The 24,502-nt window shown below is 50.6% G+C and carries 24 protein-coding genes and 1 rRNA gene; 15 read left to right on the top strand and 10 right to left on the bottom strand.

Features of this window, described 5'->3' with window-relative positions; translation table 11 throughout:
* The 8 genes from RT52_RS09980 to dnaA form a co-directional block, all read right to left on the bottom strand.
* Nucleotides 1–213 (bottom strand): 16S ribosomal RNA (locus RT52_RS09980); the annotation flags it as partial.
* A gap of 226 nt (nucleotides 214–439) precedes the next feature.
* The gene (locus tag RT52_RS09975) at nucleotides 440–1,429 is read right to left on the bottom strand and encodes an HD-GYP domain-containing protein (protein ID WP_034817060.1); all 990 of its coding nucleotides are present in this window, start codon (nucleotides 1,427–1,429) and stop codon (nucleotides 440–442) included.
* A gap of 61 nt (nucleotides 1,430–1,490) precedes the next feature.
* Nucleotides 1,491–4,061, bottom strand: coding sequence for a DNA gyrase subunit A (gene gyrA, locus RT52_RS09970; RefSeq protein ID WP_034817058.1), 2,571 nt, complete (start codon nucleotides 4,059–4,061; stop codon nucleotides 1,491–1,493).
* A 22-nt stretch (nucleotides 4,062–4,083) separates the two neighbouring features.
* Entirely contained in the window at nucleotides 4,084–6,012 is a 1,929-nt protein-coding gene (gene gyrB / locus RT52_RS09965) for a DNA topoisomerase (ATP-hydrolyzing) subunit B (protein WP_034806182.1), read from the bottom strand.
* A 50-nt stretch (nucleotides 6,013–6,062) separates the two neighbouring features.
* Nucleotides 6,063–7,181 carry a DNA replication/repair protein RecF gene (gene recF, locus RT52_RS09960; RefSeq protein WP_034817056.1) on the bottom strand — a complete coding sequence of 373 codons (1,119 nt, stop codon included), beginning with the start codon at nucleotides 7,179–7,181 and terminating at the stop codon, nucleotides 6,063–6,065.
* Between the two features lies 1 nt (nucleotide 7,182).
* Nucleotides 7,183–7,398 (bottom strand): S4 domain-containing protein YaaA, encoded by a 216-nt coding sequence (gene yaaA, locus RT52_RS09955; RefSeq protein ID WP_024371095.1) that lies wholly within the window; start codon nucleotides 7,396–7,398, stop codon nucleotides 7,183–7,185.
* A 135-nt stretch (nucleotides 7,399–7,533) separates the two neighbouring features.
* The gene (dnaN, locus tag RT52_RS09950) at nucleotides 7,534–8,673 is read right to left on the bottom strand and encodes a DNA polymerase III subunit beta (RefSeq protein ID WP_034806188.1); all 1,140 of its coding nucleotides are present in this window, start codon (nucleotides 8,671–8,673) and stop codon (nucleotides 7,534–7,536) included.
* Nucleotides 8,674–8,881: 208 nt separating this feature from the next.
* Entirely contained in the window at nucleotides 8,882–10,258 is a 1,377-nt protein-coding gene (gene dnaA / locus RT52_RS09945) for a chromosomal replication initiator protein DnaA (RefSeq protein WP_034806190.1), read from the bottom strand.
* A 781-nt stretch (nucleotides 10,259–11,039) separates the two neighbouring features.
* Here dnaA and rpmH point away from each other — a divergent pair.
* The 4 genes from rpmH to RT52_RS09925 all read left to right on the top strand — a co-directional run bounded on the left by rpmH (nucleotide 11,040) and on the right by RT52_RS09925 (nucleotide 13,304).
* Nucleotides 11,040–11,174 carry a 50S ribosomal protein L34 gene (gene rpmH / locus RT52_RS09940; protein ID WP_015880216.1) on the top strand — a complete coding sequence of 45 codons (135 nt, stop codon included), beginning with the start codon at nucleotides 11,040–11,042 and terminating at the stop codon, nucleotides 11,172–11,174.
* A gap of 152 nt (nucleotides 11,175–11,326) precedes the next feature.
* Complete coding sequence (gene rnpA / locus RT52_RS09935; protein ID WP_034806193.1) at nucleotides 11,327–11,665, top strand: ribonuclease P protein component; 339 nt, start codon at nucleotides 11,327–11,329, stop codon at nucleotides 11,663–11,665.
* 119 nt (nucleotides 11,666–11,784) lie between these two features.
* Nucleotides 11,785–12,645: a membrane protein insertase YidC gene (yidC, locus tag RT52_RS09930; RefSeq protein WP_034817053.1), complete on the top strand. Its 861-nt coding sequence runs from the start codon at nucleotides 11,785–11,787 to the stop codon at nucleotides 12,643–12,645.
* Nucleotides 12,646–12,761: 116 nt separating this feature from the next.
* Nucleotides 12,762–13,304 carry an HdeD family acid-resistance protein gene (locus tag RT52_RS09925; RefSeq protein WP_034817051.1) on the top strand — a complete coding sequence of 181 codons (543 nt, stop codon included), beginning with the start codon at nucleotides 12,762–12,764 and terminating at the stop codon, nucleotides 13,302–13,304.
* 9 nt (nucleotides 13,305–13,313) lie between these two features.
* Here the strand turns inward: RT52_RS09925 and RT52_RS09920 are convergent, their stop codons facing one another.
* On the bottom strand, nucleotides 13,314–14,069 hold the full coding sequence (locus RT52_RS09920; RefSeq protein WP_034817048.1) for a nucleotidyltransferase domain-containing protein: 756 nt from the start codon (nucleotides 14,067–14,069) through the stop codon (nucleotides 13,314–13,316).
* Nucleotides 14,070–14,238: 169 nt separating this feature from the next.
* On the opposite strand from RT52_RS09920, the gene mnmE reads away from it, so the two are divergent.
* From mnmE to RT52_RS09895, 5 genes are all read left to right on the top strand, one after another.
* Nucleotides 14,239–15,618, top strand: coding sequence for a tRNA uridine-5-carboxymethylaminomethyl(34) synthesis GTPase MnmE (mnmE, locus tag RT52_RS09915; protein ID WP_034817046.1), 1,380 nt, complete (start codon nucleotides 14,239–14,241; stop codon nucleotides 15,616–15,618).
* Nucleotides 15,619–15,633: 15 nt separating this feature from the next.
* Nucleotides 15,634–17,520: a tRNA uridine-5-carboxymethylaminomethyl(34) synthesis enzyme MnmG gene (mnmG, locus tag RT52_RS09910; RefSeq protein WP_034817044.1), complete on the top strand. Its 1,887-nt coding sequence runs from the start codon at nucleotides 15,634–15,636 to the stop codon at nucleotides 17,518–17,520.
* 4 nt (nucleotides 17,521–17,524) lie between these two features.
* A complete protein-coding gene (rsmG, locus tag RT52_RS09905) occupies nucleotides 17,525–18,241 on the top strand; it encodes a 16S rRNA (guanine(527)-N(7))-methyltransferase RsmG (protein ID WP_034806205.1) in 717 nt (238 codons plus the stop codon).
* A 77-nt stretch (nucleotides 18,242–18,318) separates the two neighbouring features.
* Nucleotides 18,319–19,197, top strand: a complete 879-nt coding sequence (noc, locus tag RT52_RS09900; protein WP_034817042.1) for a nucleoid occlusion protein — start codon at nucleotides 18,319–18,321, stop codon at nucleotides 19,195–19,197.
* 43 nt (nucleotides 19,198–19,240) lie between these two features.
* Nucleotides 19,241–20,023: a ParB/RepB/Spo0J family partition protein gene (locus tag RT52_RS09895; protein WP_051622583.1), complete on the top strand. Its 783-nt coding sequence runs from the start codon at nucleotides 19,241–19,243 to the stop codon at nucleotides 20,021–20,023.
* On the opposite strand, the gene yyaC is transcribed toward RT52_RS09895, so the two are convergent.
* Nucleotides 19,996–20,622, bottom strand: coding sequence for a spore protease YyaC (gene yyaC / locus RT52_RS09890; RefSeq protein WP_034817041.1), 627 nt, complete (start codon nucleotides 20,620–20,622; stop codon nucleotides 19,996–19,998). The two genes, RT52_RS09895 and yyaC, sit on opposite strands and share 28 nt — an antisense overlap.
* Before the next feature lie 171 nt (nucleotides 20,623–20,793).
* On the opposite strand from yyaC, the gene RT52_RS09885 reads away from it, so the two are divergent.
* The 6 genes from RT52_RS09885 (at nucleotide 20,794) to rpsR (ending at nucleotide 24,418) form a co-directional block, all read left to right on the top strand.
* Nucleotides 20,794–21,735: a mechanosensitive ion channel family protein gene (locus RT52_RS09885; RefSeq protein WP_051690335.1), complete on the top strand. Its 942-nt coding sequence runs from the start codon at nucleotides 20,794–20,796 to the stop codon at nucleotides 21,733–21,735.
* Nucleotides 21,725–21,928: a DUF951 domain-containing protein gene (locus RT52_RS09880; protein ID WP_024371080.1), complete on the top strand. Its 204-nt coding sequence runs from the start codon at nucleotides 21,725–21,727 to the stop codon at nucleotides 21,926–21,928. Before RT52_RS09885 ends, RT52_RS09880 begins: the two co-directional genes overlap by 11 nt.
* A 152-nt stretch (nucleotides 21,929–22,080) precedes the next feature.
* The gene (gene ychF / locus RT52_RS09875) at nucleotides 22,081–23,181 is read left to right on the top strand and encodes a redox-regulated ATPase YchF (protein ID WP_034817039.1); all 1,101 of its coding nucleotides are present in this window, start codon (nucleotides 22,081–22,083) and stop codon (nucleotides 23,179–23,181) included.
* 130 nt (nucleotides 23,182–23,311) lie between these two features.
* On the top strand, nucleotides 23,312–23,599 hold the full coding sequence (rpsF, locus tag RT52_RS09870; RefSeq protein WP_034817037.1) for a 30S ribosomal protein S6: 288 nt from the start codon (nucleotides 23,312–23,314) through the stop codon (nucleotides 23,597–23,599).
* 37 nt (nucleotides 23,600–23,636) lie between these two features.
* The gene (gene ssb, locus RT52_RS09865) at nucleotides 23,637–24,146 is read left to right on the top strand and encodes a single-stranded DNA-binding protein (RefSeq protein ID WP_034806221.1); all 510 of its coding nucleotides are present in this window, start codon (nucleotides 23,637–23,639) and stop codon (nucleotides 24,144–24,146) included.
* Between the two features lie 41 nt (nucleotides 24,147–24,187).
* Complete coding sequence (rpsR, locus tag RT52_RS09860) at nucleotides 24,188–24,418, top strand: 30S ribosomal protein S18 (protein ID WP_015880232.1); 231 nt, start codon at nucleotides 24,188–24,190, stop codon at nucleotides 24,416–24,418.
* Nucleotides 24,419–24,502 lie beyond the last annotated feature (84 nt).

Genomic DNA, 24,502 nt, shown 5'->3' with positions numbered 1-24,502 from the left:
GGACCATGCGATCCGATGACCCATCCGGTATTAGCCCCGATTTCTCGTGGTTATCCCAGACCTGAGGGCAGGTTCTTTACGTGTTACTCACCCGTCCGCCGCTCATTCCGTCAACGTCCCCCCGAAGGGTTCGGATGACTTCCTGCGCTCGACTTGCATGTATTAGGCACGCCGCCAGCGTTCGTCCTGAGCCAGGATCAAACTCTCCAAAGAATTTGATATAGCTCTTGAAATGACGAAGCTTGCGCTTCATTCAAAAATTGTAAAACTTATTTTTGCCTCATCGTTCAGTTTTCAAAGTTCGTCTGCCGCTCTTAGCGACTCATTTATAATAGCATCTGCTTTTCCGTTCGTCAACTATAAAAATAAAATATTTTAAAATAATGGGAAACAGCATGTTTCGTTCTCGAACACTATATAGAAGAAACACGCTGACCCGTTATTGAAACGCAATGATTCGTACTTCCTCTAGCCGAGTTAAATCATACGTTTCTTGATCTTGTTCAGCAATGACAATCGGCTGTTCGACACGAGGCGTATAGTGTTGAATGATACCACGGACACCGCTACTAAGTACGACATTTCGTCCGACTTCAAAAAAACCGAGTAGTGTCGCCAAAAGCGTTAACGCCTCTTCATCGTACGCTTCATTTTGCCACATATAGAAATAAGCTTCCTCCGGAGTGAGCGCCTGACGGAACGTACGAGGGGCCGTCAACTGGCAGAAACGATCCGCCACGATAAAGAGTGGCGAGGCCGGATGGAGTTCACGTTCTTCTAGCCGATGCGGAAATCCCGATCCATCTAACCGTTCATGATGTTCAATTATTAATTTTGCGACACGCTGACGCAACGTCTCATCCTTTGGTAGCATCGAAGCCGAGACGAGTGGGTGTTGATAGAGCAGTTCACGTTCCATTTTCGTGAAATAACGCATATGCGACCATTTACGAATTTTTGCGTAACTCGCATCCGCAAAATAAGACGCAACCCCATAATCGAACTGCAGACGATGTTCATCGCCGCGATACTTCGATAACGATTTCGCAATTAACGCTCGATAAATAGCGTGATGGATCACATGGTTTTTGCGGAGCGGCTGATCGGTAAAGAAAGCGACGACCGCAGAGAGCGGATAATCGTTACGAAACAATTGATGCACGAACTCTAGCGCTTCATACGGGTTTGGTGCAATGCGTTCTTCCCATTGATTATAGTGTCGTTCATATTGAAGAATCTTCGCACAGACTTCTTGTTCTTCCTCATGCGTGAACCGGCGACGTTCAACCGGCGCGACTTCGATCGCATCAACTTTCAAGAAGCGTAACAACCGCAAATGCTCATTCGTTAATTTGAGGCCTGCCTCAAGCGAAGAGACAGACGCCAACAACGTCATCCCGACGTGAACGTTCGAAATGGCCAATCGCATGCTCATTCCTCCCCCTTTATATAAAAAAGGTCGAACGGAAGCTCCGTTCGACCTTTTCGCCTTACTCGGTTTCTTCAGACGATGGGTCGATTTCCGGTGCTTCACCAACAAATCCATTCTCCATGTCGACTGCCGATTCCTCTTCTAGCTCGTCTTTTTTCAATTTCGCGATGGTCGCCAAGCGGTCCCCATCTTCGATATTCATCACTTTGACACCGCGCGTGCTGCGCCCCATTTGGGAAATCGTCTGTGAGTCGATTCGAATCGCAACACCGAGCTCGGTCATGAGCATGATGTCATCGTCTTCATCGACGACACGCATTCCGACGACAGTGCCGCGGTCCGTCTTGATTCCGATAATCCCGGAACCGCCCCGTCCCTGTGTGCGGAACTGTTCCATCGGTGTCCGTTTGCCATATCCTTTTTCTGTGATGATTAAAACGTCTTGTGTCGTCCGTACGATTTCCATCGACACAACTTGATCATCTTCTTTCTTAAGACGGATCGCACGTACACCGCGAGCCGTCCGGCCCATCGAACGAACTTCACCTTCAATCGGGAAGCGAATCGACATTCCTTCACGTGTCACGATTAACATTTCATCATCGCTCTTCGCGAGACGGACCGTGACGAGTTCATCTGTCTCGTTCAAGCTGATGGCGCGAAGTCCGTTCTTATTGATGCGGGCATACGCCGAGAGCGGCGATCGTTTGATGAGACCTTGCTTCGTGATGAAGACGAGCGACAATTGCTCATCTGCCACTTCCGCATCCGCATCATCCACGACTTCTTCCGTAACGCCTTGTTCAGCCAAGTAGCTGTTGAAGTCGACCGGAATCATCGTCTCGACTTTCTCGCCTTTATCGACTTGAATCAAGTTGATAATCGGCATCCCTTTCGCCGTCCGGCTCATTTCAGGAATCTCATATCCTTTCAGACGGAAGACGCGACCGAAGTTCGTGAAGAACAAGATCGTATCGTGCGTCGAAGCGGAAAGGAGGCGTAAGACGAAGTCTTCGTCATTCGTTCCCATCCCTTGCTTCCCACGGCCACCACGACGTTGGGTCCGGTATGAATCCGTCGGAATCGATTTGATATATCCTTCACTCGTGAGCGTGATCATCATGTCACGCACCGGGATTAAGTCCTCGTCTTCAAGCTCGACGATATCGGTACGGATGACCGTACGTCGTGCATCGCCATAACGCTCTTTGATTTCAGTTAATTCGTTGCGGATGATCTCAAGCAAGAGCTCTTCATCGCCGAGAATGGCACGAAGTTCTTCAATCAACGCTTGAACTTCACGATACTCGCCTTCGATTTTCTCGCGCTCGAGTCCCGTCAACCGTTGGAGACGCATATCGAGAATCGCTTGCGTCTGTTCAATCGAAAGGCCGAAGCGTGCAATCAACTTCTCACGCGCTTCGTCTCCGGTACGCGTGCTACGGATGAGTGCGATGACTTCGTCGAGATGATCGAGCGCGACGCGAAGTCCTTCGAGAATATGCGCCCGGGCCTCTGCCTTGTCGAGGTCGAACTGGGTCCGGCGACGGACGACTTCTTTTTGGTGCTCGATATAGTGATAAATCGCCTGCTTGATGTTGAGTGTCTTCGGGCGTCCTCCGACAAGGGCGAGCATGTTGACACCGAACGTCGTCTGCATCGGCGTCTGTTTGTACAAGTTGTTCAAAATGACACTCGCGTTCGCATCGCGCCGTACTTCGATGACGACACGCATCCCGTTGCGGTCCGACTCATCTCGAAGATCCGTGATGCCTTCGATTTTCTTATCGCGCACCAAATCGGCAATCTTCTCGACCAAGCGGGCTTTGTTCACTTGATAAGGAATCTCGTGGACGAGAATGCGTTCCCGTCCATTTTTCAACACTTCAATCTCGGCTTTCGCACGCATCGTAATCGAGCCGCGACCCGTCTCATAGGCACGGCGAATCCCGCTCCGACCTAAAATTTCACCGGCTGTCGGGAAGTCAGGTCCTGGGATATGCTGCATGAGCTCTGCGATCGTAATGTCCGGGTTATGTGTAAGCGCGAGCACGCCATCAATCACTTCGTTCAAGTTGTGGGGTGGTACGTTCGTCGCCATCCCGACGGCGATTCCGCTCGTCCCGTTGACGAGGAAGTTCGGGAAACGTGCCGGTAAGACGACCGGTTCTTTCTCTTCCCCATCAAAGTTTGCTTGGTAATCGATCGTGTTCTTACCGATGTCACGCACGAGTTCCATCGCAATCTTTGACATCCGGGCTTCTGTGTAACGCATCGCAGCCGCAGAGTCGCCATCGACCGATCCGAAGTTTCCGTGACCGTCGACAAGCTCATAACGATAGCTGAAGTCTTGCGCCATACGAACCATCGTCTCATAGACAGCCGAGTCACCGTGCGGGTGATACTTACCGATAACATCACCGACGACACGGGCTGACTTCTTATGCGGTTTGTCAGCACGGATCCCGAGCTCGTTCATCGCATAGAGGATCCGTCGGTGAACCGGCTTCAAGCCGTCGCGCACGTCCGGAAGGGCACGTGATACGATAACGCTCATCGCATAGTCCATGAACGACGTACGCATCTCTTGGCTAATATTTATATCCTTGATATTTTCATGTTCTGCCATTCGTTATTGCCTACCCTTCTGTTTAAATATCGAGGTTTTTCACGTAGTGCGCATGTGACTGGATGAAATCGCGACGCGGTTCGACGTTGTCGCCCATGAGCGTCTCAAAGATTTCATCTGCCTCGATGGCGTCTTGAAGGTCGACCCGAAGCATCGAACGCGACTCTGGGTTCATCGTCGTGCTCCATAGCTGCTCAGGATCCATCTCACCTAGACCTTTGTAACGTTGTACGCTATAACGTGCATTCTCCGGAAGACGTTTGATCGCTTCCTGCAACTCACGGTCGTTTTGTACGTAGACGATCTCTTTTCCGTGCTTCACGCCGTAAAGCGGTGGCTGGGCGATATAGACGTAGCCACTCTCGATGAGCGGACGCATATACCGATAGAAGAACGTCAAAAGGAGTGTCCGGATGTGGGCACCATCGACGTCGGCATCGGTCATGATGATGAGTTTATGGTAACGGGCTTTCCCTAAATCGAATTCTTCTGCGATTCCAGTGCCGAGCGCCGTGATGATTGTCCGGACTTCTTGGTTCGCCAAGATTTTATCGAGTCGTGCTTTCTCGACGTTGATGATTTTACCGCGAATCGGCAAGATCGCTTGGAAGTGACGGTCGCGACCAGACTTCGCCGATCCACCGGCCGAGTCACCCTCTACGATGTACAGTTCAGACTTCGACGCGTCTTTTGACGAACAGTCGGCCAATTTCCCTGGCAATGAACTGACTTCGAGGATGCCTTTCCGGCGTGTCATCTCACGGGCGCGTTTCGCCGCGAGACGGGCGCGGGCTGCCATCAAGCCTTTATCGACAATCAATCGACCGACCGACGGGTTTTCAAGCAAGAACTGCTCGAACGTGTCCGTGAAAAGTGAGTCTGTGGCTGTACGCGCATCCGCGTTACCAAGTTTCGTCTTCGTCTGTCCTTCGAACTGTGGTGACGGGTGTTTGACCGACACGATTGCGGTCAATCCTTCACGTACGTCATCGCCTGACAAACTGCCGTCGGCTTCTTTCATCAAACCGAAGCGTTTCGCGTAATCGTTAATCGAACGTGTGAGCGCCGTCTTGAAGCCCGTCTCGTGCGTCCCGCCTTCGTGTGTCGGGATGTTGTTCGTGAACGAATAGATGTTGCTGGCGAAGCCTTCGTTGTACTGGAGCGCGATTTCGACTTCGATGCCGTCTTTCGTTCCATGCACGTAGACCGGCTCCTCGTGAATCGACGCTTTCGAGCGGTTCAAGTGTTCAACGTACGACTTGATTCCACCCTCATAGTGATAGTTCCGTTCCATCAATTCGTCGCCACGGTCGTCCTTGGCGATAATGCGCAAACCTTTATTCAAGAAGGCAAGTTCACGGAGGCGCGTCGCGAGTAAGTCGAAATCGTACTCGAGCGTCTCTTGGAAGATATCGCCGTCTGGGAAGAAGCGGACGGTCGTTCCCGTCGTATCTGTCGTGCCGACGATTTCAAGTTCGCCTTGAGGCACACCACGTTTGAACGATTGATAGTAGACGTTTCCGTTACGACGGACGAATACTTCGAGCTTCGTTGACAAGGCGTTGACGACAGACGCACCAACACCGTGCAGACCACCCGATACTTTATAACCGCCACCGCCGAACTTACCACCGGCGTGAAGTACTGTGAAGATGACTTCGACGGCCGGGCGTCCTGTTTTCTTTTGGATATCGACCGGGATGCCTCGTCCATTGTCTTCGACGACGATCGAGTTTCCTGGTTCGACTGTCACGGTGATCGTGTCACAATGACCGGCGAGCGCTTCGTCAATCGAGTTATCGACGATTTCCCACACTAAGTGGTGAAGACCGCGCGAACTCGTCGAACCGATATACATCCCCGGGCGTTTACGGACCGCCTCTAAACCTTCAAGTACTTGAATCTGATCGGCACCGTAGTCTTGCATTTGTTTTTCGTTTTCGTTACTCATCGGTTTTGTTCACCTACTATACATGAATTGGTGTTCGTGTTGATTGTGCTTCATACAGAATCTGATTCGACTTCGCCTTGTTTCACGTGAAACACTTTGGCTTGTTGAATCGTCTCATGGGCAATGCCATCGATATTGGTCGTCGTCAGGATGGTTTGAACTTTTTTGCCCATCGTGTCGAGCAGATGGGTTTGGCGATGATCATCGAGTTCTGACAAGACGTCGTCTAACAATAAGAGCGGGTATTCCCCGACCTCTTCGTGAATCAATTCAATCTCCGCTAACTTGAGTGACAAGGCCGCAGTGCGTTGCTGACCTTGTGAACCGAACGTTTGGACGTTTCGATCGTTCACGAACAGTTCGAAATCATCACGGTGTGGACCGAATAGCGTCACACCGCGTCTTCGTTCGTTCTCTCTTATTTTATCAAACTTTTGCCGATACGTTTCAAACATCTGTTCTTTCGGGTAACGTTCTTTTTGGAACGTGTCCGAGACGTATTGAATCGTCAACGTCTCCATGTCCCGCGTGATACCCGCGTGAATCGGTCCGGTCCATTTTTCGAGTTGGTCGATGAAGTGATGCCGTCTTGAAACGATTTTCACAGCGACTTCAATCAACTGATCGGTCAGGACTTCGAGCAGCGTCTCGTCCCCGCCTTTTATCGACAGTTGCTTCAAGAGGGCGTTCCGTTGCTTCAGCGTCTTCAAGTATTGATTTAAATCGTGCAAGTAAATCGGGCTCACTTGTCCGATTTCCATATCTAAAAATCGTCTCCGTCCTTGAGGACTGCCTTTGACGATCGCGAGATCTTCCGGGGCAAACAAGACGACGTTAAACGCGCCGACGTAATCGCTTAAGCGTCGTTGCTCAAGATGGTTCAGTTTCGCCTTCTTCCCTTTTGCGGAGAACGTGAGCGATTGAACCGTCTCACCGGTCCGCTTATGAATTCGTCCTTCGATGAGCGCAGCGTCGGACTCCCAGCCAATCAACTCACGATCTTGTGTCGTCCGATGGGATTTAGCCAGCGCAAGTACGTAAATCGATTCGAGCAGATTTGTTTTCCCTTGGGCGTTCTCCCCGATTAGAACGTTCGTCTGTTCTGAAAAGTCGAGCTCAAGGGCTTCGTAGTTGCGGTAGTTTTGCAATCGGATCGACATTAAACGCACGTTAGTTGCCCTCGATTTGGAAATCTCCGAAGCCTTCGACTTCAATCTTGTCGCCATCGCGTAGTTTACGGCCTCGACGTTGGTCTACTTCCCCGTTCACTTTGATTTGAACGTCTTCCAAGAAAAACTTCGCTTGGCCTCCGCTCGAGATGATATCTGCTAATTTCAAAAATTGTCCGAGTGTCACATACTCGGTTGTAATCGACACTTTATTCATGTCGTCACTCCCTTTCCTTCATACTAATTACAAAAAATCGCCATACTTATTAGTTTATCGAAAAACGTCGAATAAGGCAAAAAACGGGGATGACAAGGCACACGACCTTATCATCCCCTTACCTGTTCGTCCCGCTTACGAAGTCCGAACCGGCAAAATCAACTGGAGCACACTATCTTGTTCGACCGGACGCAAGATGAACGGACGCATCGAACCCGTGAATTGAATCTCAATCTCTGAAGCGTCGAGGGCGCGGAGGGCATCCATGACAAATTTCGAGTTGAACGAAATCTTCAGTTCTTCCCCTTCGAGCGACAAGATGCTGACGCGCTCCGATACTTTCCCGACCTCTGGCGAATGTGAACTCACTTCAACCGTCGTCGCTTCCTCGGCAACGAATTTGATGACGTTATTGCGGTCGGCACGAGCCAAAAGTGAAGCACGATCAATCGCTTGAAGGAAGTCTTTCGCATTCATGCGGACCGCTGTCCGATATTCTTCCGGAATCAAGCGTGACGTGTCCGGATACGCCCCATCGAGAAGGCGCGAGAAGAAGGAAATGTTCTTCATGCGGAACAAGATTTGCTGGTCCGTCAAGACGATTTCGATTGGCAACTCTTCACGATCGAGCAATTTCGCGAGTTCGTTGAGCGAGCGGCCCGGGACGACGACGTTTTGGAACGTCAAGTCGTTGTCTGTCTCGAAACGAGCACGGCGAAGCGCCAAACGATGGCTGTCAGTCGCGACACATGTGAGGAACCCTTTTTCAGCCGAGAAGTTCACGCCAGTCAAAACGGGCCGTGTCTCTTGTGACGACACGGCGAAACTCGTCTGACGAATAATCGTCTTCAAGAGATCCGCTGGAAGATAGAAGCGACGGTCACTCGCGAGTTCAGGGAGACGTGGGTACTCGTCTGGGTCGAGCCCGTTCAAATGGAACTCGGCTTGGCCTGATTCGATCCGCGTCATGAAGTTCGGTGACACTTCGAGCGTCACTTCATTCGTTGGCAATTTCTTGACGATCTCACCGAGGAATCGAGCGTTCAAGACGACGCTACCTGCGCGTTTGATTTGAATGAGTTCAATCCCACCCTCTTCTACAGGAATCAATCGTTCAATCGAAATCTCTGTATCACTTCCAGTCAACGTTAACCCATCTGCATGCGCTTCAAGTTTCAATCCCGTAAGAATCGGAATCGTCGTTCGAGAAGCGACTGCTTTTGATACGTCTTGTACGGCTTGCATGAATACATCGCGTTGAATCGTTAAATGCATGTGGATAATTCCTCCTAAGTGAAATGAGTCAAAGTCATGATTCATAGTAATTATAATAGTATTAATTAAGTCATAATAGTAATAAGGGCTGTGGATACTGGGGATAAGTGCCTTCAACCACTCGTGTTAAGCCATTTCGCCTGTGAATAACTTGTGGATAACTAAGGTGGTTTATCCACAGGATATCCACAAGAAAAAAACATCTTGTTTACGACAAGGCTTTCTTTAACGTTTGAATCGTCTCTTGCATCTCAGGATCATTCTTCAACAACGTGCTGATTTTCTCATGGGCATGGATGACCGTCGTATGATCGCGTCCCCCAAACTCTTCCCCAATCTTTGGCAAAGAACTCTCCGTCATCTCCCGTGATAAATACATCGCGATTTGGCGCGGGAAAGCGAGCGTCTTCGTCCGTTTCTTCGCTTTTAGCTCGTCGACTTCTATATTAAAGTGACGTCCGACGATCTCTTGGATGTCTCGGATGACAATCTTTCTCGCTTCTTGGACCGGCATGATGTTGTGAAGCGCCTCAGCGGCCACATCCGGATCAATCGGACGACCGACGAGTTTCGCGTAAGCGACGACTCGAGTCAACGCCCCTTCGAGCTCACGAATGTTCGTATCGATTTGATTGGCGATATACAACATGACGTCGTTCGAGATGTCGAGCTCTTCCGCCGTCGCCTTTTTACGCAGGATAGCGATTCGCGTTTCCAAGTCGGGTGGCGTGATGTCCGTAATGAGTCCCCACTCGAAACGTGAGCGCAAACGATCCTCAAGCGTCGGGATTTCCTTCGGTGGACGGTCACTCGAGATAACGATTTGTTTCTGATCGTTGTGGAGCGCGTTGAACGTGTGGAAAAACTCTTCCTGCGTCTGCTCTTTACCGGCCAAGAACTGAATGTCATCGATTAAGAGGACGTCGATATTCCGGTAACGGTTGCGGAACTCTTCCGTCTTGTTATCCCGAATCGAGTTGATGAACTCGTTCGTGAACTTCTCAGAAGATACGTAAGCGATACGGGCCCCGGGCTTCTGCCCTTTCACATAATGCCCAATCGCATGCATGAGGTGGGTCTTGCCTAACCCGACACCCCCGTAAATGAAGAGCGGGTTGTATGCTCGTGCCGGTGCTTCCGCGACGGCAAGCGACGCAGCATGGGCAAACCGGTTTCCTGAACCGATGACGAACGTCTCGAAGACGTATTTGTCGTTCAGTTGACCGAGACTTGCCTCCTCTTTTGATTGAACTGGAATCGGTTGCTCTTTCGTTTCCGTGACCGCGATCGTCTCTTTTACCCGTCCGTCCGCAGGTGCATACTTGTGTGCTTGTGACTCTTCAATAAAATGAATCTCAAGTTGACTGTTCGTCACTTCTTCAATCGTATCTTGCAAGAGCGACAAGTATTGGCGCTCAAGCCACGTCACGATGAAGCTAGCTGGCGCCGAGACGACGAGCGTCGTCCCCATCAAAGATATGCCTTCGGTCGATTTCAACCACATATCGAAACTTGCTTTCGGTGTTCGTTCCTCTTCTTCAATCAACGACAACACGTTTCTCCAAATCTCTTGAGCATTGTTCAATGAAAGACCTCCTTTACCGGTTATGTAGGCGAAACTTATTCACACGATATACACAATCACTATTCTATAGTAGATACTAGGATTATCCACAGAGAACAAAAACTGTGGATAAAGTTATCCACACGGTGTTCATGTTGGGGATAACAGTTATCCACAGTCTGTGTATATCTTGTTTTGCCTAAAAGTTCATCCACAAGTTTGTGCACATTCAGTTTATCAAAATAAAATAGACGTGGCAACGCTTTTCGGTATTTATCCACAGATAAGAAAAACAATCCACAGGCAGTTATCCACATGCTGTGTATAGTGTGGATAAACTGTGGATATGTTGTGGATAACGAGCGATAGAGAATGAGAAATGAAAAAAGTTATACACAAAAGAGGAAGCGGCAAAAGTAGAGAAAGTTTTTGTAAGAGAGGAAAACGAAAATATTAAAATCAACGCGTTTATTTTGTTGAAAAAAGAGGAGTTATTCACATATAGGTGTGGATAACTAATAAAGAATGTGGATAAAATGGCTTCGTTGGGCTATTTGTAAAGAAGACACCCATAATCGTGTTAACGTTTCGTCAATCTTTCCTTCCTTTGTGGATGCAAACCATTGGAAGGACCACCACAATCGTCCAAATCGGATGATCGGTCTTCGTTGTCTTCCTTTCCCACGAAAACCTCAGGAAAATGGATTGACATTCAGAGTAACAGTTTATATAATCTTAAAGACTGCCTTAAATGAAACTATAACTTGCTAATAGAGCGTTAACCTTGAGGAGGTGCTTAACCATGAAACCAACGTTTAACCCGAACAACCGTAAGCGTAAAAAAGTTCACGGATTCCGTGCGCGTATGGCGACGAAAAACGGCCGCAACATTCTTGCAGCTCGCCGTCGTAAAGGCCGCAAAGCCTTGACTGTCTAATGTAAACTCACAAGATTGCCTGAGGATCTCTCCTCGGGCAATCTTTTTTTGTCACAATCGCATTGAAAACGTTGATTCGCCCTCGTTGAATCGAAAGGGATATGGTATGATGTTAGTTGACGATTTTTGAACCGAAGGATGGAGTGAGAATTTTGAAAAAAGAATACCGTTTGCAAAAGAATGAAGAGTTCCAAGCGGTGTTTCGCGAAGGACACTCCGTGGCCAATCGTCAGTTTGTCGTCTACACGCTCAAAGCGGATCAAGCGCATTTTCGAGTTGGTCTTTCCGTCAGCAAGAAGTTAGGAAACGCTGTGGAACGAAACCGGATGAAACGACTCATGCGTGAATCGCTTCGCTTGCTTGAACCGAACGTCGCTCCTCATCAATATGTCATCATCGCGCGGAAACCGGCGACGACGCTCACGCAAGATGAAGTGACGGAGAGCTTGAAGCATGTGTTTAAACGTGCGAAAGTTTGGAAATCAAGATAAGCCGACCGCTCATGACAATTCGGACTTGTTCTTTCATATATAACGCGAACGAATCAGGATTGACCGATAGACGTGGGATGAAGCAAAAAAGAATCGATACAGAAAGTGTAGGAGGAACTATGAGCAAACAGCTAAAATTAGGATTGTTAGCCGTTATGACCGGTGCCATTTTATTGATGGCCGGTTGTGTCGACCCTTCGACGATCCAAGGAGAGCCGATCACGGCTGAGACAGAAGGCTTTTGGGCGAAATACTTTGTTTGGCCACTTGCCTGGTTATTGAAAGAAGCAGCGTACTTGATTGGCGGGACATGGCAGTACGGTTACTCGATTATCGTTGCGACGATCATCGTCCGTCTGTTGATTTTACCGCTCATGATCAAACAAACGAAGAGCATGGGTGCGATGCAAGTGTTGCAACCGGAAATGTTGAAGCTTCGTGAGAAGTACAGCTCAAAAGACCAAGAGACACAGCGTAAACTGCAAGAAGAAATGATGAAAATGTATCAAGAGTACCAAATCAACCCGCTCGCAGGTTGTTTGCCAATCTTGATTCAAATGCCGATTCTTTTCGCTTTCTATGACGCGATTCGTCGGACGCCTGAAATCTTCGAAGCCCGTTTCCTTTGGTTCGACCTTGGGGCACCAGACCCGACGTTCATCTTGCCGATCTTAGCGGCTGTATTGACATACGCCCAACAAAAAATCTCGATGGCCGGTCAAGAACAGAACCCGCAGTTGAAAATGATGCTCTACATCTTCCCGGTCATGATCTTCGTCATGTCGATCACCCTTCCGGCCGCGCTCTCGATGTACTGGGTCGTTGGTTACATCATCTCGATTATCGTGACGATGGCCATCATGCTCCCGATGCGTGAGAAGATGAAGGTTCAAGCGGAAGCGAAGATTGCGGCGAAAGAAGCAGAACGTGCCGCCCTCGCGGAAGAAGAAAAGAAGAACAAAAAGAAAAAACGTAAATAATATGCCAGACTGCGAATCGTGAATTCGCAGTCTTTTTTGTTTATGACGTAAGTTTGAGCAAAGGCGGGAATAGAAGAGAGAAAGGGTGTTGATAGCTGAAGAAAGGAGTCTTTCCTATGGAGACGTTAATTAAGCGGTTGGAGCGTTCGACGCTCGTCCAGGCAGCGGTTTATGTGCTCATCGGCCTATTCATTTTATGGAATCCGCGTTTCTTCTTTGACATCATCGTCTATTTGGTAGCTGGCTATTTTGCTATTCTCGGACTTTGGGCCATCGTGCAAGGGATGCGCCATCGTCGCGACGGCTTGCCTCCATCCTTTTTTATGGGCATCATTTATTTGGTGATGGCGCTCATCGTCTTCTTTTTCGCAGAAGTGCTCGCGAGCCTACTCCCAATCTTTATCGGTTTACTGTTTTTGTTCGGAGGCATCATCCGACTCGTTCAAGCACTCGGCTATCGCCGTGTGATGGCGAACCGGTGGATGTACTTTCTAGTGACGAGTATATTATGGATCGGGATCGGACTTCTCCTATTGACGAACCCGTTCAGTAGCCTGCTCGTCTTGTTCCAATTGTTCGGCGGCTTCTTGATTGCCGTAGGGATGATGGAGCTCGTCTTGTATTTCACGCTGCGCCGATCGAGACGCCAAGTCGTATGAAGAGCCGCCTCACGCGAGGCGGCTCTTTTCACGATGTAGCAACTGTCGATAAAACGTCTCGATTCGCTCGAAGCCCACGATGGAAGTCAAGAACGTCTCCTCTGATTCAAGGCGACGGACGTATTCCGCGGCAGCGGAAGCATGCTGCGACGGGGTTAACCGTTCGTACCAATCACGGAGCGGGATGAGGCTACGAGCCGCCACATCCTTCAAGCCGAGCGTCGAACGGGACGAATCGTAATGGGCGGCGAGCGCGTAAACGAAATGACTCATGCCTTGGCGGAGCATCTCGGTCGCCCAGATGTCATTGCCACGGTCACGTGCTTTCGTATATTGGAAAAAGAACCAAACCGCGTCAAACGCATGGTTGAAGAGCGCGTCGTCCGACAACGTCAGCTTCGAGCGGTGCGATTTCAGTCGCGCCTCAGGGTCGTACAGAACGGTCACCTCGTCCTGATCGTTCAACGTTTCGATCGTGACGGTGAACAAATCGACGTGTAAGAAATCGTCATACACGACGATGAGCTGCGGGGCGACGATATGAATCTCATCGGTTAATAAGATTGGACGATACGCGGCGAGATGGTAACGCCGTCGCGTTAAAAACGAAGCCACGTCCCCATCAGCGACGAGGACGTATAAGTCGACGTCGGAATGCTCGTCCCCTTCACCGCGGCCGAACGATCCCTTCAAAAAAATCGCTTCGACAGCGTCATCCTTACGTAACGCCTCCGTCAGTGTTTGGATGGCTACTTGTTGTCGCATCAAATCCACTCCTCCGTTGGAAATATATTACTTTATTGTACGAAAATGAGTCGGGGGAATGCAATGAAATCCTGAGATGTCCGACCCTTTCGTTCAAGTCAAATATCGTGTATAGTAGGTTCGTTATGCATATGATAGAAGAAGCTTTGGAGTTTGGAGGGAGAGAACGATGCTAGAGTTTGACACGATTACAGCCATCTCGACACCGATGGGTGAAGGGGCAATCGGAATCGTCCGCTTGTCCGGGGACCGGTCCGTCGAGACGGTGGCACGCGTATTTTCTGGAAAAAACTTGACGGAAGTCGAGTCACATACGATTCATTACGGCAAATTGAAGCGTCCGGACACGGAAGAAGTCGTGGACGAAGTGATGGTCAGCATCATGCGGGCGCCGAAGACGTTCACACGAGAAGACGTCGTCGAAATCAATTGCCACGGTGGGATTGTCGCGGTCAATCGTGTCCTCGAGTTGATCCTCGAACAACCGAACGTCCGCTTAGCAGAACCAGGCGAGTTCACGAAACGCGCCTTTTTAAACGGCCGCATCGACTTGTCACAAGCCGAGGCTGTTATGGACTTGATTCGCGCCAAGACGGACCGGGCCATGAACGTGGCGATGTCTCAGATGGAGGGACGTTTGTCCCGTCTCGTCCGTGAATTGCGCCAGCAGTTGCTCGAGACCATCGCGGCCGTCGAAGTGAATATCGACTACCCGGAGTATGACGCTGAAGAAATGACGCAAGCGATCGTCGAAGAGAAGGCCGGAGAAGTGAAGCGGATTCTCGAGCAACTGCTTGAGACGGCCCGTCAAGGCAAGATTCTGCGGGAGGGCCTCGCCACGGCGATCATCGGTCGCCCGAACGTCGGAAAGTCGTCGCTCATGAACACGCTTGTGCAAGAGACGAAAGCGATCGTGACGGATATCGCCGGGACGACGCGCGATACGATTGAAGAATACGTCAACGTCAAAGGGGTACCGCTCAAACTGATCGATACGGCCGGGATTCGGGAAACCGAAGACATCGTCGAACGGATTGGGGTTGAGAAGTCACGGCAAGCACTCGCCGGCGCAGACTTGATTCTACTCGTCTTGAACGGGCACGAAGGACTGACACCGGAAGATGAGGCGTTATTCGAAGCGATTTCAGGCATGAACGCCATCATTATCATCAATAAGACGGACTTGCCACAAAACATGGATTCTTCTAAGCTAGAGAAACTAGCGGCAGGGCGTCCGATTGTCGCCACCTCGCTGTTACTAGAAGAAGGAATCGATGCGCTCGAGAAGGCGATTTCGAACTTGTTCTTCGCTAAAGGGGTCGAGTCACAGGACATGACGTATATCTCGAACGCACGACACATTCAACTCATCAAACAGACGATTGAGCAAATCGATGAGGCGCTCGGTAGCGCCCTCATGAACATGCCGATCGATATGGTACAAATCGATTTACGACGAGCGTGGGATACGCTCGGCGAAATCAATGGAGATACGGTCCAAGAAAGCTTGATTGACCAACTCTTTTCACAGTTTTGTCTTGGTAAATAATAAGGAGGAAATACTATGGCTTACACGGCAGGCGAGTTTGACGTCATCGTCATCGGAGCCGGGCACGCAGGCATCGAGGCGGCACTTGCGTCGGCGCGCATGGGCGCGAAAACGGCGATGCTGACGATGAACCCAGACATGGTCGGGTTCATGTATTGCAACCCGTCAATTGGCGGACCGGCGAAAGGGATTGTCGTCCGCGAAATTGATGCGCTCGGCGGCGAGATGGCGAAAGCGATTGACGCGACATACATTCAAATGAAGATGCTCAACACTTCGAAAGGTCCGGCGGTACGCGCGCTACGTGCCCAGGCGGACAAGTTCCAATATCAAAATCATATGAAAAAAGTGCTTGAAGACGAACCGAACCTATTACTTCGTCAAGCGCTCGTCGAACGCTTCCTCATCGAGGACGGGAAAATCGCCGGTGTCGTGACGAACACGGGATCGGAATATCGCGCCAAGGCGGTCATCGTCACGACGGGGACGTTCATGCGCGGTCAAATCATCATCGGCGAACTGTCGTATGAGAGCGGCCCGAACAACCAGATGCCATCGGTCGAACTGTCGAAGCATCTCGAAGAACTCGGGATCGAGCTCGTCCGTTTCAAAACCGGCACACCGCCTCGTATCGACGGGAAGACGATTGACTATTCGAAGACGGAGATTCAGCCGGGTGACGACAATCCGTCGCTGTTCTCGTACACGTCAAAAGACCTCGACCCGATTGAACAGATTCCGTGCTGGCTCACGTACACGAGCGAGCGGACCCATCAATTGATTGACGAGAACTTGCATCGTTCACCGATGTACTCAGGCGCAATCAAAGGGACCGGTCCACGCTATTGTCCATCGATTGAAGACAAGGTCGTCCGTTTCAACGATAAACCACGTCACCAAATCTTCCTCGAGCCGGAAGGGCGTGACACGGAAGAGATTTACGTGCAAGGCTTCTCGACGAGTATGCCAGAAGACGTACAACATCAAATGCTCCGGACGATTCCGGGACTTGAGAACTCCGAGATGATGCGACCGGGCTACGCGATCGAATACGATGCGGTCGTCCCGACTCAGCTTTGGCCGACACTCGAGACGAAGGCGATCGAAGGACTGTTCACGGCCGGACAAATCAATGGGACGAGCGGATATGAGGAAGCGGCCGGACAAGGCGTCATGGCCGGTATTAACGCCGCGTGTAAGGTGCTCGGGAAAGACCCGGTCATCTTGGATCGCTCACAAGCGTATATCGGCGTCTTGATTGACGACCTCGTCACGAAAGGAACGAACGAACCGTACCGTCTCCTGACGTCACGGGCCGAGTATCGGTTGTTGTTGCGTCACGACAACGCTGACCTTCGCTTGAGCGATATCGGTCATGACATCGGCTTGCTTTCAGAAGAGCGTCAAACACAATTGAACGAGAAGCGCGAAGCGATCGCGACAGAAGTGAAACGATTGGAGTCGCTCGTCGTCAAGCCGACGGAAGAGATGAACGCGATGCTCGAATCAGTCGGGGCAAACCCGCTGAAAGAAGCGACACATGCGAACATCTTGTTGAAGCGACCGGAAGTGACGTACGCGGCACTCATGACCGTCGTGCCGGCACCGGTCGAATTGCCGGCTGACGTCGCCGAACAAGTCGAGATTCAAGTGAAGTATGAGGGGTATATCTCAAAACAACTTGAACAAGTCGAGAAGATGCGGCGTATGGAAGAAAAACGAATCCCTGAAAACCTCGACTATGACGCGATTGGCGGCTTAGCGACAGAGGCAAAACAAAAGTTGAAACAAGTGCGTCCGCTCTCGATTGGGCAAGCGTCACGTATTTCCGGGGTAAACCCGGCTGACGTGTCGATCTTACTCGTCTACATCGAGCAAGGACAATACGCGACGGTGGAGTGAGACGATGAACGAATCCCAATTTATTGAGGCGTTACAAGCAGAAGGGTTTGAATTGAGTGAGAAACAACTCGCTCAGTTCAAACGCTATTTCGAGATGCTCGTCGAATGGAACGAGAAGATGAACTTGACGGCCATCACCGATCAAGAAGAAGTTTATTTGAAGCATTTTTATGACTCGCTCAGCGCAGCGTTTCATTTTGACTTCACGACCGTCGAGACGGTATGTGACGTCGGAGCCGGCGCCGGATTCCCGAGCTTGCCGCTCAAAATTCTATACCCGCACCTTCATGTGACGATTATCGATTCCTTGAACAAGCGCATTACGTTTTTGAACGAGCTCGCGCTCGCGCTTGAACTTGAAGGCGTCGCGTTCCATCACGGACGGGCCGAGGAATTTGGAAAAAATAAAAAATTTCGTGAGCAATTTGATGTCGTGACGGCCCGTGCCGTCGCCCGAATGACGGTGCTCGCCGAGTACTGTTTACCACTTGCAAAAGTCGGTGGAACGTTCGTAGCGCTCAAAGCGGCGAAAGTTTCCGACGAGCTCGTGGACGCGAAAAACGCCTTGGCGGTACTCGGTGGGAAGGTAAAAGCGACACACCAGTTCCTATTGCCAGGAGAGATGAGTGAGCGTAATATCGTAATTGTAGATAAATTACGAAAAACGCCTGGGAAATATCCGCGTAAAGCGGGGACACCGGCGAAAGAGCCACTAATCTGAGTAATAGTGTTTCACGTGAAACTAAAAGCAGATTCCGGTGGGAGTCTGCTTATTTTTTTACATAAGGGGTGCCGACGTTGAAGAAAACATTTGCCAAGTGGTTTGGAAATCGAGAAGAAGTGGCCGTCACGGAAATGGCGCAAGTCAAGCCGCACGACCAAGTAGAAGAGATCCAATTGTCGCTTTTGCTTCCGAACCGCTATCAACCGCGTAAAGTGTTCGAGCCGGCTAAAATTGAAGAACTGGCCGTGACGATTCAAGAGCATGGTCTGCTCCAACCGATCGTCGTCAGACGGGTCGAACTCGACCGCTACGAAATCATCGCCGGGGAGCGACGTTTTCGTGCGGCCAAATCGCTCGGTTGGTCATCGATTCCGGCTATCGTGCGCGATATGGATGACGATACGACCGCCGCACTCGCATTAATCGAAAACTTGCAGCGCGAGCAGCTCAGCCCGATTGAAGAAGCGGAGGCGTACGAGCGTCTGTTGGCGATGAACGGGTTGACGCAAGCCGCGCTTGCGAAAAGTCTCGGAAAGAGCCAGTCGACCATCGCGAACAAGTTGCGTCTGTTGAAATTGCCGGAAGACGTCAAACATTGCTTGCGCGACCGTCAAATCAACGAGCGGCATGCCCGTGCCTTGTTGCCGTTAAAAGACGAACGGTTGCAATTAGAAGTGCTCATCGAGATTATCGAGCAAGAGTACAACGTCAAAGAGACGGAGCAACGCGTCGAATTTTTACTCACACCGATTGAGGAAGAGAAGCGCAAGCCGAAAAAACGGCCGCGTCGAACGAAGAGTTTTGCCCGTGACACACGAATCGCCATCAATACGATTCGTGACTCGGTCGAACTGATCGGAAAGACCGGCATCGAAGTGGAAACAGAAGAAGTCGAAGAAGACGGGTTCGTCGAGATTCGAATTCGAATCCCAAAAGCACGGCCACAACAGTGAGCCCGTGCTTTTTTCAATCATCGAAATAAAAAGGAGGAGCAGCATGGAACGGTTACCGATTAAATTCATCCGCCCGAACCCGAACCAACCGAGGAAGCAATTCGAACCGCAACAGCTCGACGAGTTGCGCCAGTCGATTGAGCGATACGGGGTGTTACAACCGATCGTCGTCCGTAAGGCGAGCGGATTTTATGAGATTATCGCCGGAGAACGACGTTATCAAGCGGCGAAGCTCGCCGGCAAATCAGAAATTCCGGCATTGATTGTGACGGCCGACTCGGACCGGGTCATGGAACTCGCCCTCATCGAAAACATTCAACGCGCCGACTTGAACGCGATTGAAGAGGCGCTCGCCTATGAACAGCTCATGCAGACGCTCGGGCTGACGCAACAGCAACTCGCAGAACGCGTCGGCAAGAGCCGGAGCCACGTGACGAACAGTTTGCGCCTACTCCGTCTGCCGAGCGCCGTTCAACATGCCGTCATGGTCGGAGAATTGACGATGGGGCATGCGCGTGCCATCACCGGGATGAAGTCCGAACAAGCGATGGAACAAATCGCACGCCGGGTCATCGCCGAACAATGGACGGTACGTCGACTTGAACGCTTCTTGCAAAAAGAGCGGACAGCAAAAAAGACGCTCAAACGCTCGAGCGCCGACGTCGAAGCTGTCGAAGCGGTTCTAGCGGAACGTCTTCAGATGGATGTATCGATTCGCCCCCGACGAAAAGGTGGCGTCCTCGAACTGAAATATTTCTCACAGGACGACCTCGAGCACCTGTTGACGCTCCTGTCGCCTCAAGATTTCGATTCGTCACGGGATTGACGGAGCCGGGTGATCGCCGCTTCTTCATGATGGAGCCGACCGATGCGTGCATCGAACTCGGCAAACCCTTCCGTGATGAAACGGGCGAGCTCATAGACGAGGTGGAGGCGTGTGTTTTGTAAAATCATCATCTCCATGAAACCACTCACGTTGACGACGGCTTTAATGTTGTATTCACCGACGGCAGGTAACTCCTTTTGGACACCGGCGCCCGGGGCGAGCGGTCCTTCTGAGAAGAAGACGTACCCGACGCTCGACAATCGACCGAGACAGGCGTCGATGGCGATGATGAGCGGCCGATGAAAGCGGGTCTGAATCTCGTGAAGCGTCTCGACGAGGTTTAACGCATGGACAGGCTTCGTAAGCGTCCCATAGACGTATAAATTACGAACCGACTTTTCTTCGAGAAACGTACCGACCAGAGGACCGAGCGAGTCGCCGGTCGAACGATCGGAGCCGATGCAGACGAGGACGATGGGACGATGCGCCTCGCTCGCCAACTGCTCGTGCAGCTGGTCAGCGAATAGCTGTGAACCGCTCCGTTCGGTATGTTCGATGAAGAACGAGTAGGGTTTGTGTGGTTTTAAGCGAAACGGCATGAATCTCATCCTCTCTTCTGAGCTGCAGAACGTCTAGTTGCCTTGTCGGAAAGATACCGTACTATCCCATTCCCAAAACGTTGAAACTTATAACGTCTGGATGTAGCGTTTGAGAAAAGTCGTAAAGTATGTTTTGATGGGTTAGAATATACGATTTTACGAGGTGAAAACATGGCTTCACAAAATACAGACCCAACTGATTTGTCATCAGTGGCGGATCAGACGATTGAGAACGTCAACCGGTTCGTCGCTTACTTTCAAGATACCGAGATGTGGATCGGCTTCGGTTTCAAGCTCGCCGGCGTCGCGCTCATCATCTTGGCACTCTATATCGCATCACGCATTTTGACGTCGATGGTACAACGCGTCTTCACGTTACGCAAAATCCATGAAGACAACATCGTCGCCCAGCGCCAAAACGAGACGTTATTGAAACTGGCGCAAAATACGATTCGTTACGTGCTCGGCCTCGTCATGATTTTGACGGTGCTCGGCCAGTTCGGCGTCAACATCGCCGGTTTGATTGCGTCGGCCGGGGTTGCCGGTCTTGCGATCTCGTTCGGCGCGCAGAACTTGGTCAAGGACGTCATCACGGGCGCGTTCATCATCTTTGAAAACCAATATAAGAACGGGGACTACGTCAACTTGAACCAGCAAGTCGATGGAACGGTCATCGAAGTCGGGATTCGGACGACGAAGCTGAAAGGTTTGAACGGCCAAGTGACGATTATCCCGAACGGTCAAATCATGCAAGTGACGAACTATTCGCTTGAGAACAGTGTCGCCGTCGTCGATATCGGTGTCGCCTATGAAGAAGATATGGGTAAAGTCGAGACGGCGCTAAAAGAGATCGCGAAGACGGTCGAAGCGAAATATCACGACTTGTTCATTCAACCGATCACGCTCGCCGGCGTCCAATCGCTCGGGCCGTCTGAAGTCGTCTATCGGCTCATGGCCGAGGTGCCGCCGACACAACACTTCGCGGCCGGCCGCATTTTGCATAAAGAATTGAAGGCGGGACTAGACGAGCGTGGCATCGAGATTCCGTACCCACGCACGGTCATGATGTCGCCGACTACCTCGACTAAAGGAGCGCCTGGAGATGCAAGCTAAATCGTATGAGTTAAACGATTATGTGGAAATGAAGAAGCCGCACGCCTGCAAGACGAACCGTTGGCAAGTGACACGGGTCGGGATGGACATCCGCATCAAATGCCAAGGCTGCGGTGCGAGCGTGCTCATGCCACGTCGCGATTTTGATAAGCGATTAAAGAAAGTGCTTAAAGAAGAAAACGCCGCTGAATAAGAGGCGTTTTTCTTTACGTTCACGTGTTGAGTTGCGGTTTAATCGTGGACTAACTATAATTGTGAAGGATGTGACGGTGTGGTGTACTCAATGTACCCACTCCACAGACGGATCAACATTTCCCGGGAAACCCGGATGAGGAGGACATACAAGTGGGATTAACAGCAGGAATCGTCGGATTGCCGAACGTCGGGAAATCGACATTATTTAACGCGATTACGCAAGCAGGTGTAGAGGCGGCCAACTATCCGTTCGCTACGATCGACCCGAACGTCGGTGTCGTCGAAGTACCGGATTCACGCCTTGATCGGTTGACGGAACTCGTTCAACCGAAAAAGACGGTACCGACCGCGTTCGAATTCACGGACATCGCCGGAATTGTCAAAGGAGCGTCAAAAGGGGAAGGGCTTGGCAACAAGTTCCTCGCCAACATTCGTGAAGTCGATGCGATTTGCCAAGTCGTCCGTTGTTTTGAAGACGACAACATCACGCACGTCGCCGGAAAAGTGTCGCCAATCGATGACATCACGACCATCAACCTCGAATTGATTTTGGCGGACCTTGAACTCGTCGAGAAACGCATCACGCGCGTTCAAAAGATGGTGAAGTCAAAAGATAAAGGCGCCGCACAAGAACTCGAGGCACTTGAAATCGTGCAAGCGGTGCTCGAGTCAGAGCGCCCAGCTCGTGTCGCGGAATTGACGGATGAGCAACTCGCCATCGTCAAGCACTTCCAACTGCTCACGATGAAGCCGATGCTTTACGTCGCGAACGTGAGCGAAGACGAAGTGGCAGACTCGGACAACAACCCATACGTACAAGCGGTTCGCGAGCACGCAGCGACAGAAGGTGCAAAAGTCATTGTCATCTGTGCCCGCATCGAAGAAGAGATTTCAGAGCTCGAACCAGAAGAGCGTCTTGAATTCTTACAAGACCTCGGTATCGAAGAGTCGGGTCTCGATCAATTGATTCGTGCCGCCTACTCGACGCTCGGCCTTGCGACTTATTTCACGGCCGGTGAGAAAGAAGTGCGCGCGTGGACGTTCAAACAAGGCATGAAGGCACCGCAATGTGCAGGCGTCATCCACTCGGACTTCGAACGCGGATTCATCCGTGCGGAAGTCGTCTCGTTTGAAGATCTTTCAGCCGCGGGCAACATGGCGACGGTGAAAGAGCAAGGGAAACTTCGCTCAGAAGGAAAAGAGTACGTCTTCGCCGATGGCGACGTCGTCACGTTCCGTTTCAACGTCTAAGACAATTTACGAATACGTGTTGTAAAACGAAGAGAAGTTTGATAGTATATTATGACGTGAGTAAAACAATTGTTTGCTCCTTGCTCCTACAACCGGTAGGAGCCGTTAGTCCAAGAGGAGGTGAAAGATAATGCGTAAATACGAACTTCTTTACATTATCCGTCCATCAGTTGATGAGGAAGCGAAGAAAGCTTTGATCGAGCGCTTCAACAACGTCATCACTGACAACGGTGGTACTGTTGATAAAACAACAGACATGGGTAAACGTCGTCTCGCTTACGAAATCAACAAGATGCGCGAAGGACACTACGTTCTTCTTAACATCACTGCTGAGCCGAAAGCGATTCAAGAAACAGAGCGTCTCATGAAGATCTCTGATGACGTTGTCCGTCAAATGACAACTAAAGACGAGCGTTGATTCTTGACGCTTCATATTGCGAAAGGGGAGCTTTGAGATGATTAACCGAGTTGTGTTAGTTGGTCGATTGACACGCGATCCAGAAATGCGTTATACGCAGAGCGGCATCGCCGTAACTCGCTTCACTCTCGCTTGCGATCGTCCATTCACTGGACAAGATGGGAAGCGTGAGGCGGACTTTATTGATTGTGTCGTATGGCGCAAACAAGCAGAGAACGTGGCACAATATTTGAAAAAAGGCAGCATGGCCGGCGTAGACGGTCGCCTTCAAATCAGTAGTTACGAAGGTCAAGATGGCCAACGTCGTTACCGGGCAGAAGTCGTAGCCGATAGCGTACGCTTCCTTGAACCACGCGGGGCCTCAGGGCAACGTGATACAGCACCGGCTGGAGATGTCTTCGGTGGTGGTGAGTCAAGTGGGTCAGGATGGGGCGCAGCCGCTTCTTCGACTTCATCTCAGTCCTCGAACTCAAACAAAGGTTTTGACGCCGACCCGTTCTCGGGCGGAGGCAAAATCGACTTATCGGATGACGATCTACCATTTTGATCGAGCCGATTCGAAACTAAACTAATAAAGGAGGTCTTCACATGGCACGTCGTCCAGGAGGTCGTCGTCGTCGTAAAGTATGTTTCTTTACGTCGAACAACATCACTCATATCGATTATAAAGACGTAGAATTGCTCAAACGCTTCGTTTCGGAGCGTGGTAAAATTCTTCCACGTCGTGTGACTGGTACTTCAGCGAAATACCAACGTCCACTTACTGTCGCTATCAAGCGCTCACGTCAAATGGCTTTGCTTCCATACGTTGCAGAGTAATCTTGGCGCACGACTTATCCTTCGGGATAGGTCGTTTTTTGTTTATCGTCGGAGTGTAAGTCGAATAGACGGATATGGTATGAT

The sequence above is a fragment of the Exiguobacterium alkaliphilum 12/1 genome (genome assembly GCF_000714435.1).
In the GTDB taxonomy this organism is placed as follows: domain Bacteria; phylum Bacillota; class Bacilli; order Exiguobacteriales; family Exiguobacteriaceae; genus Exiguobacterium; species Exiguobacterium alkaliphilum.
The sequence above is the reverse complement of the archived record's forward strand: the minus strand, read 5'-3'. Positions and strand labels throughout refer to the sequence as shown.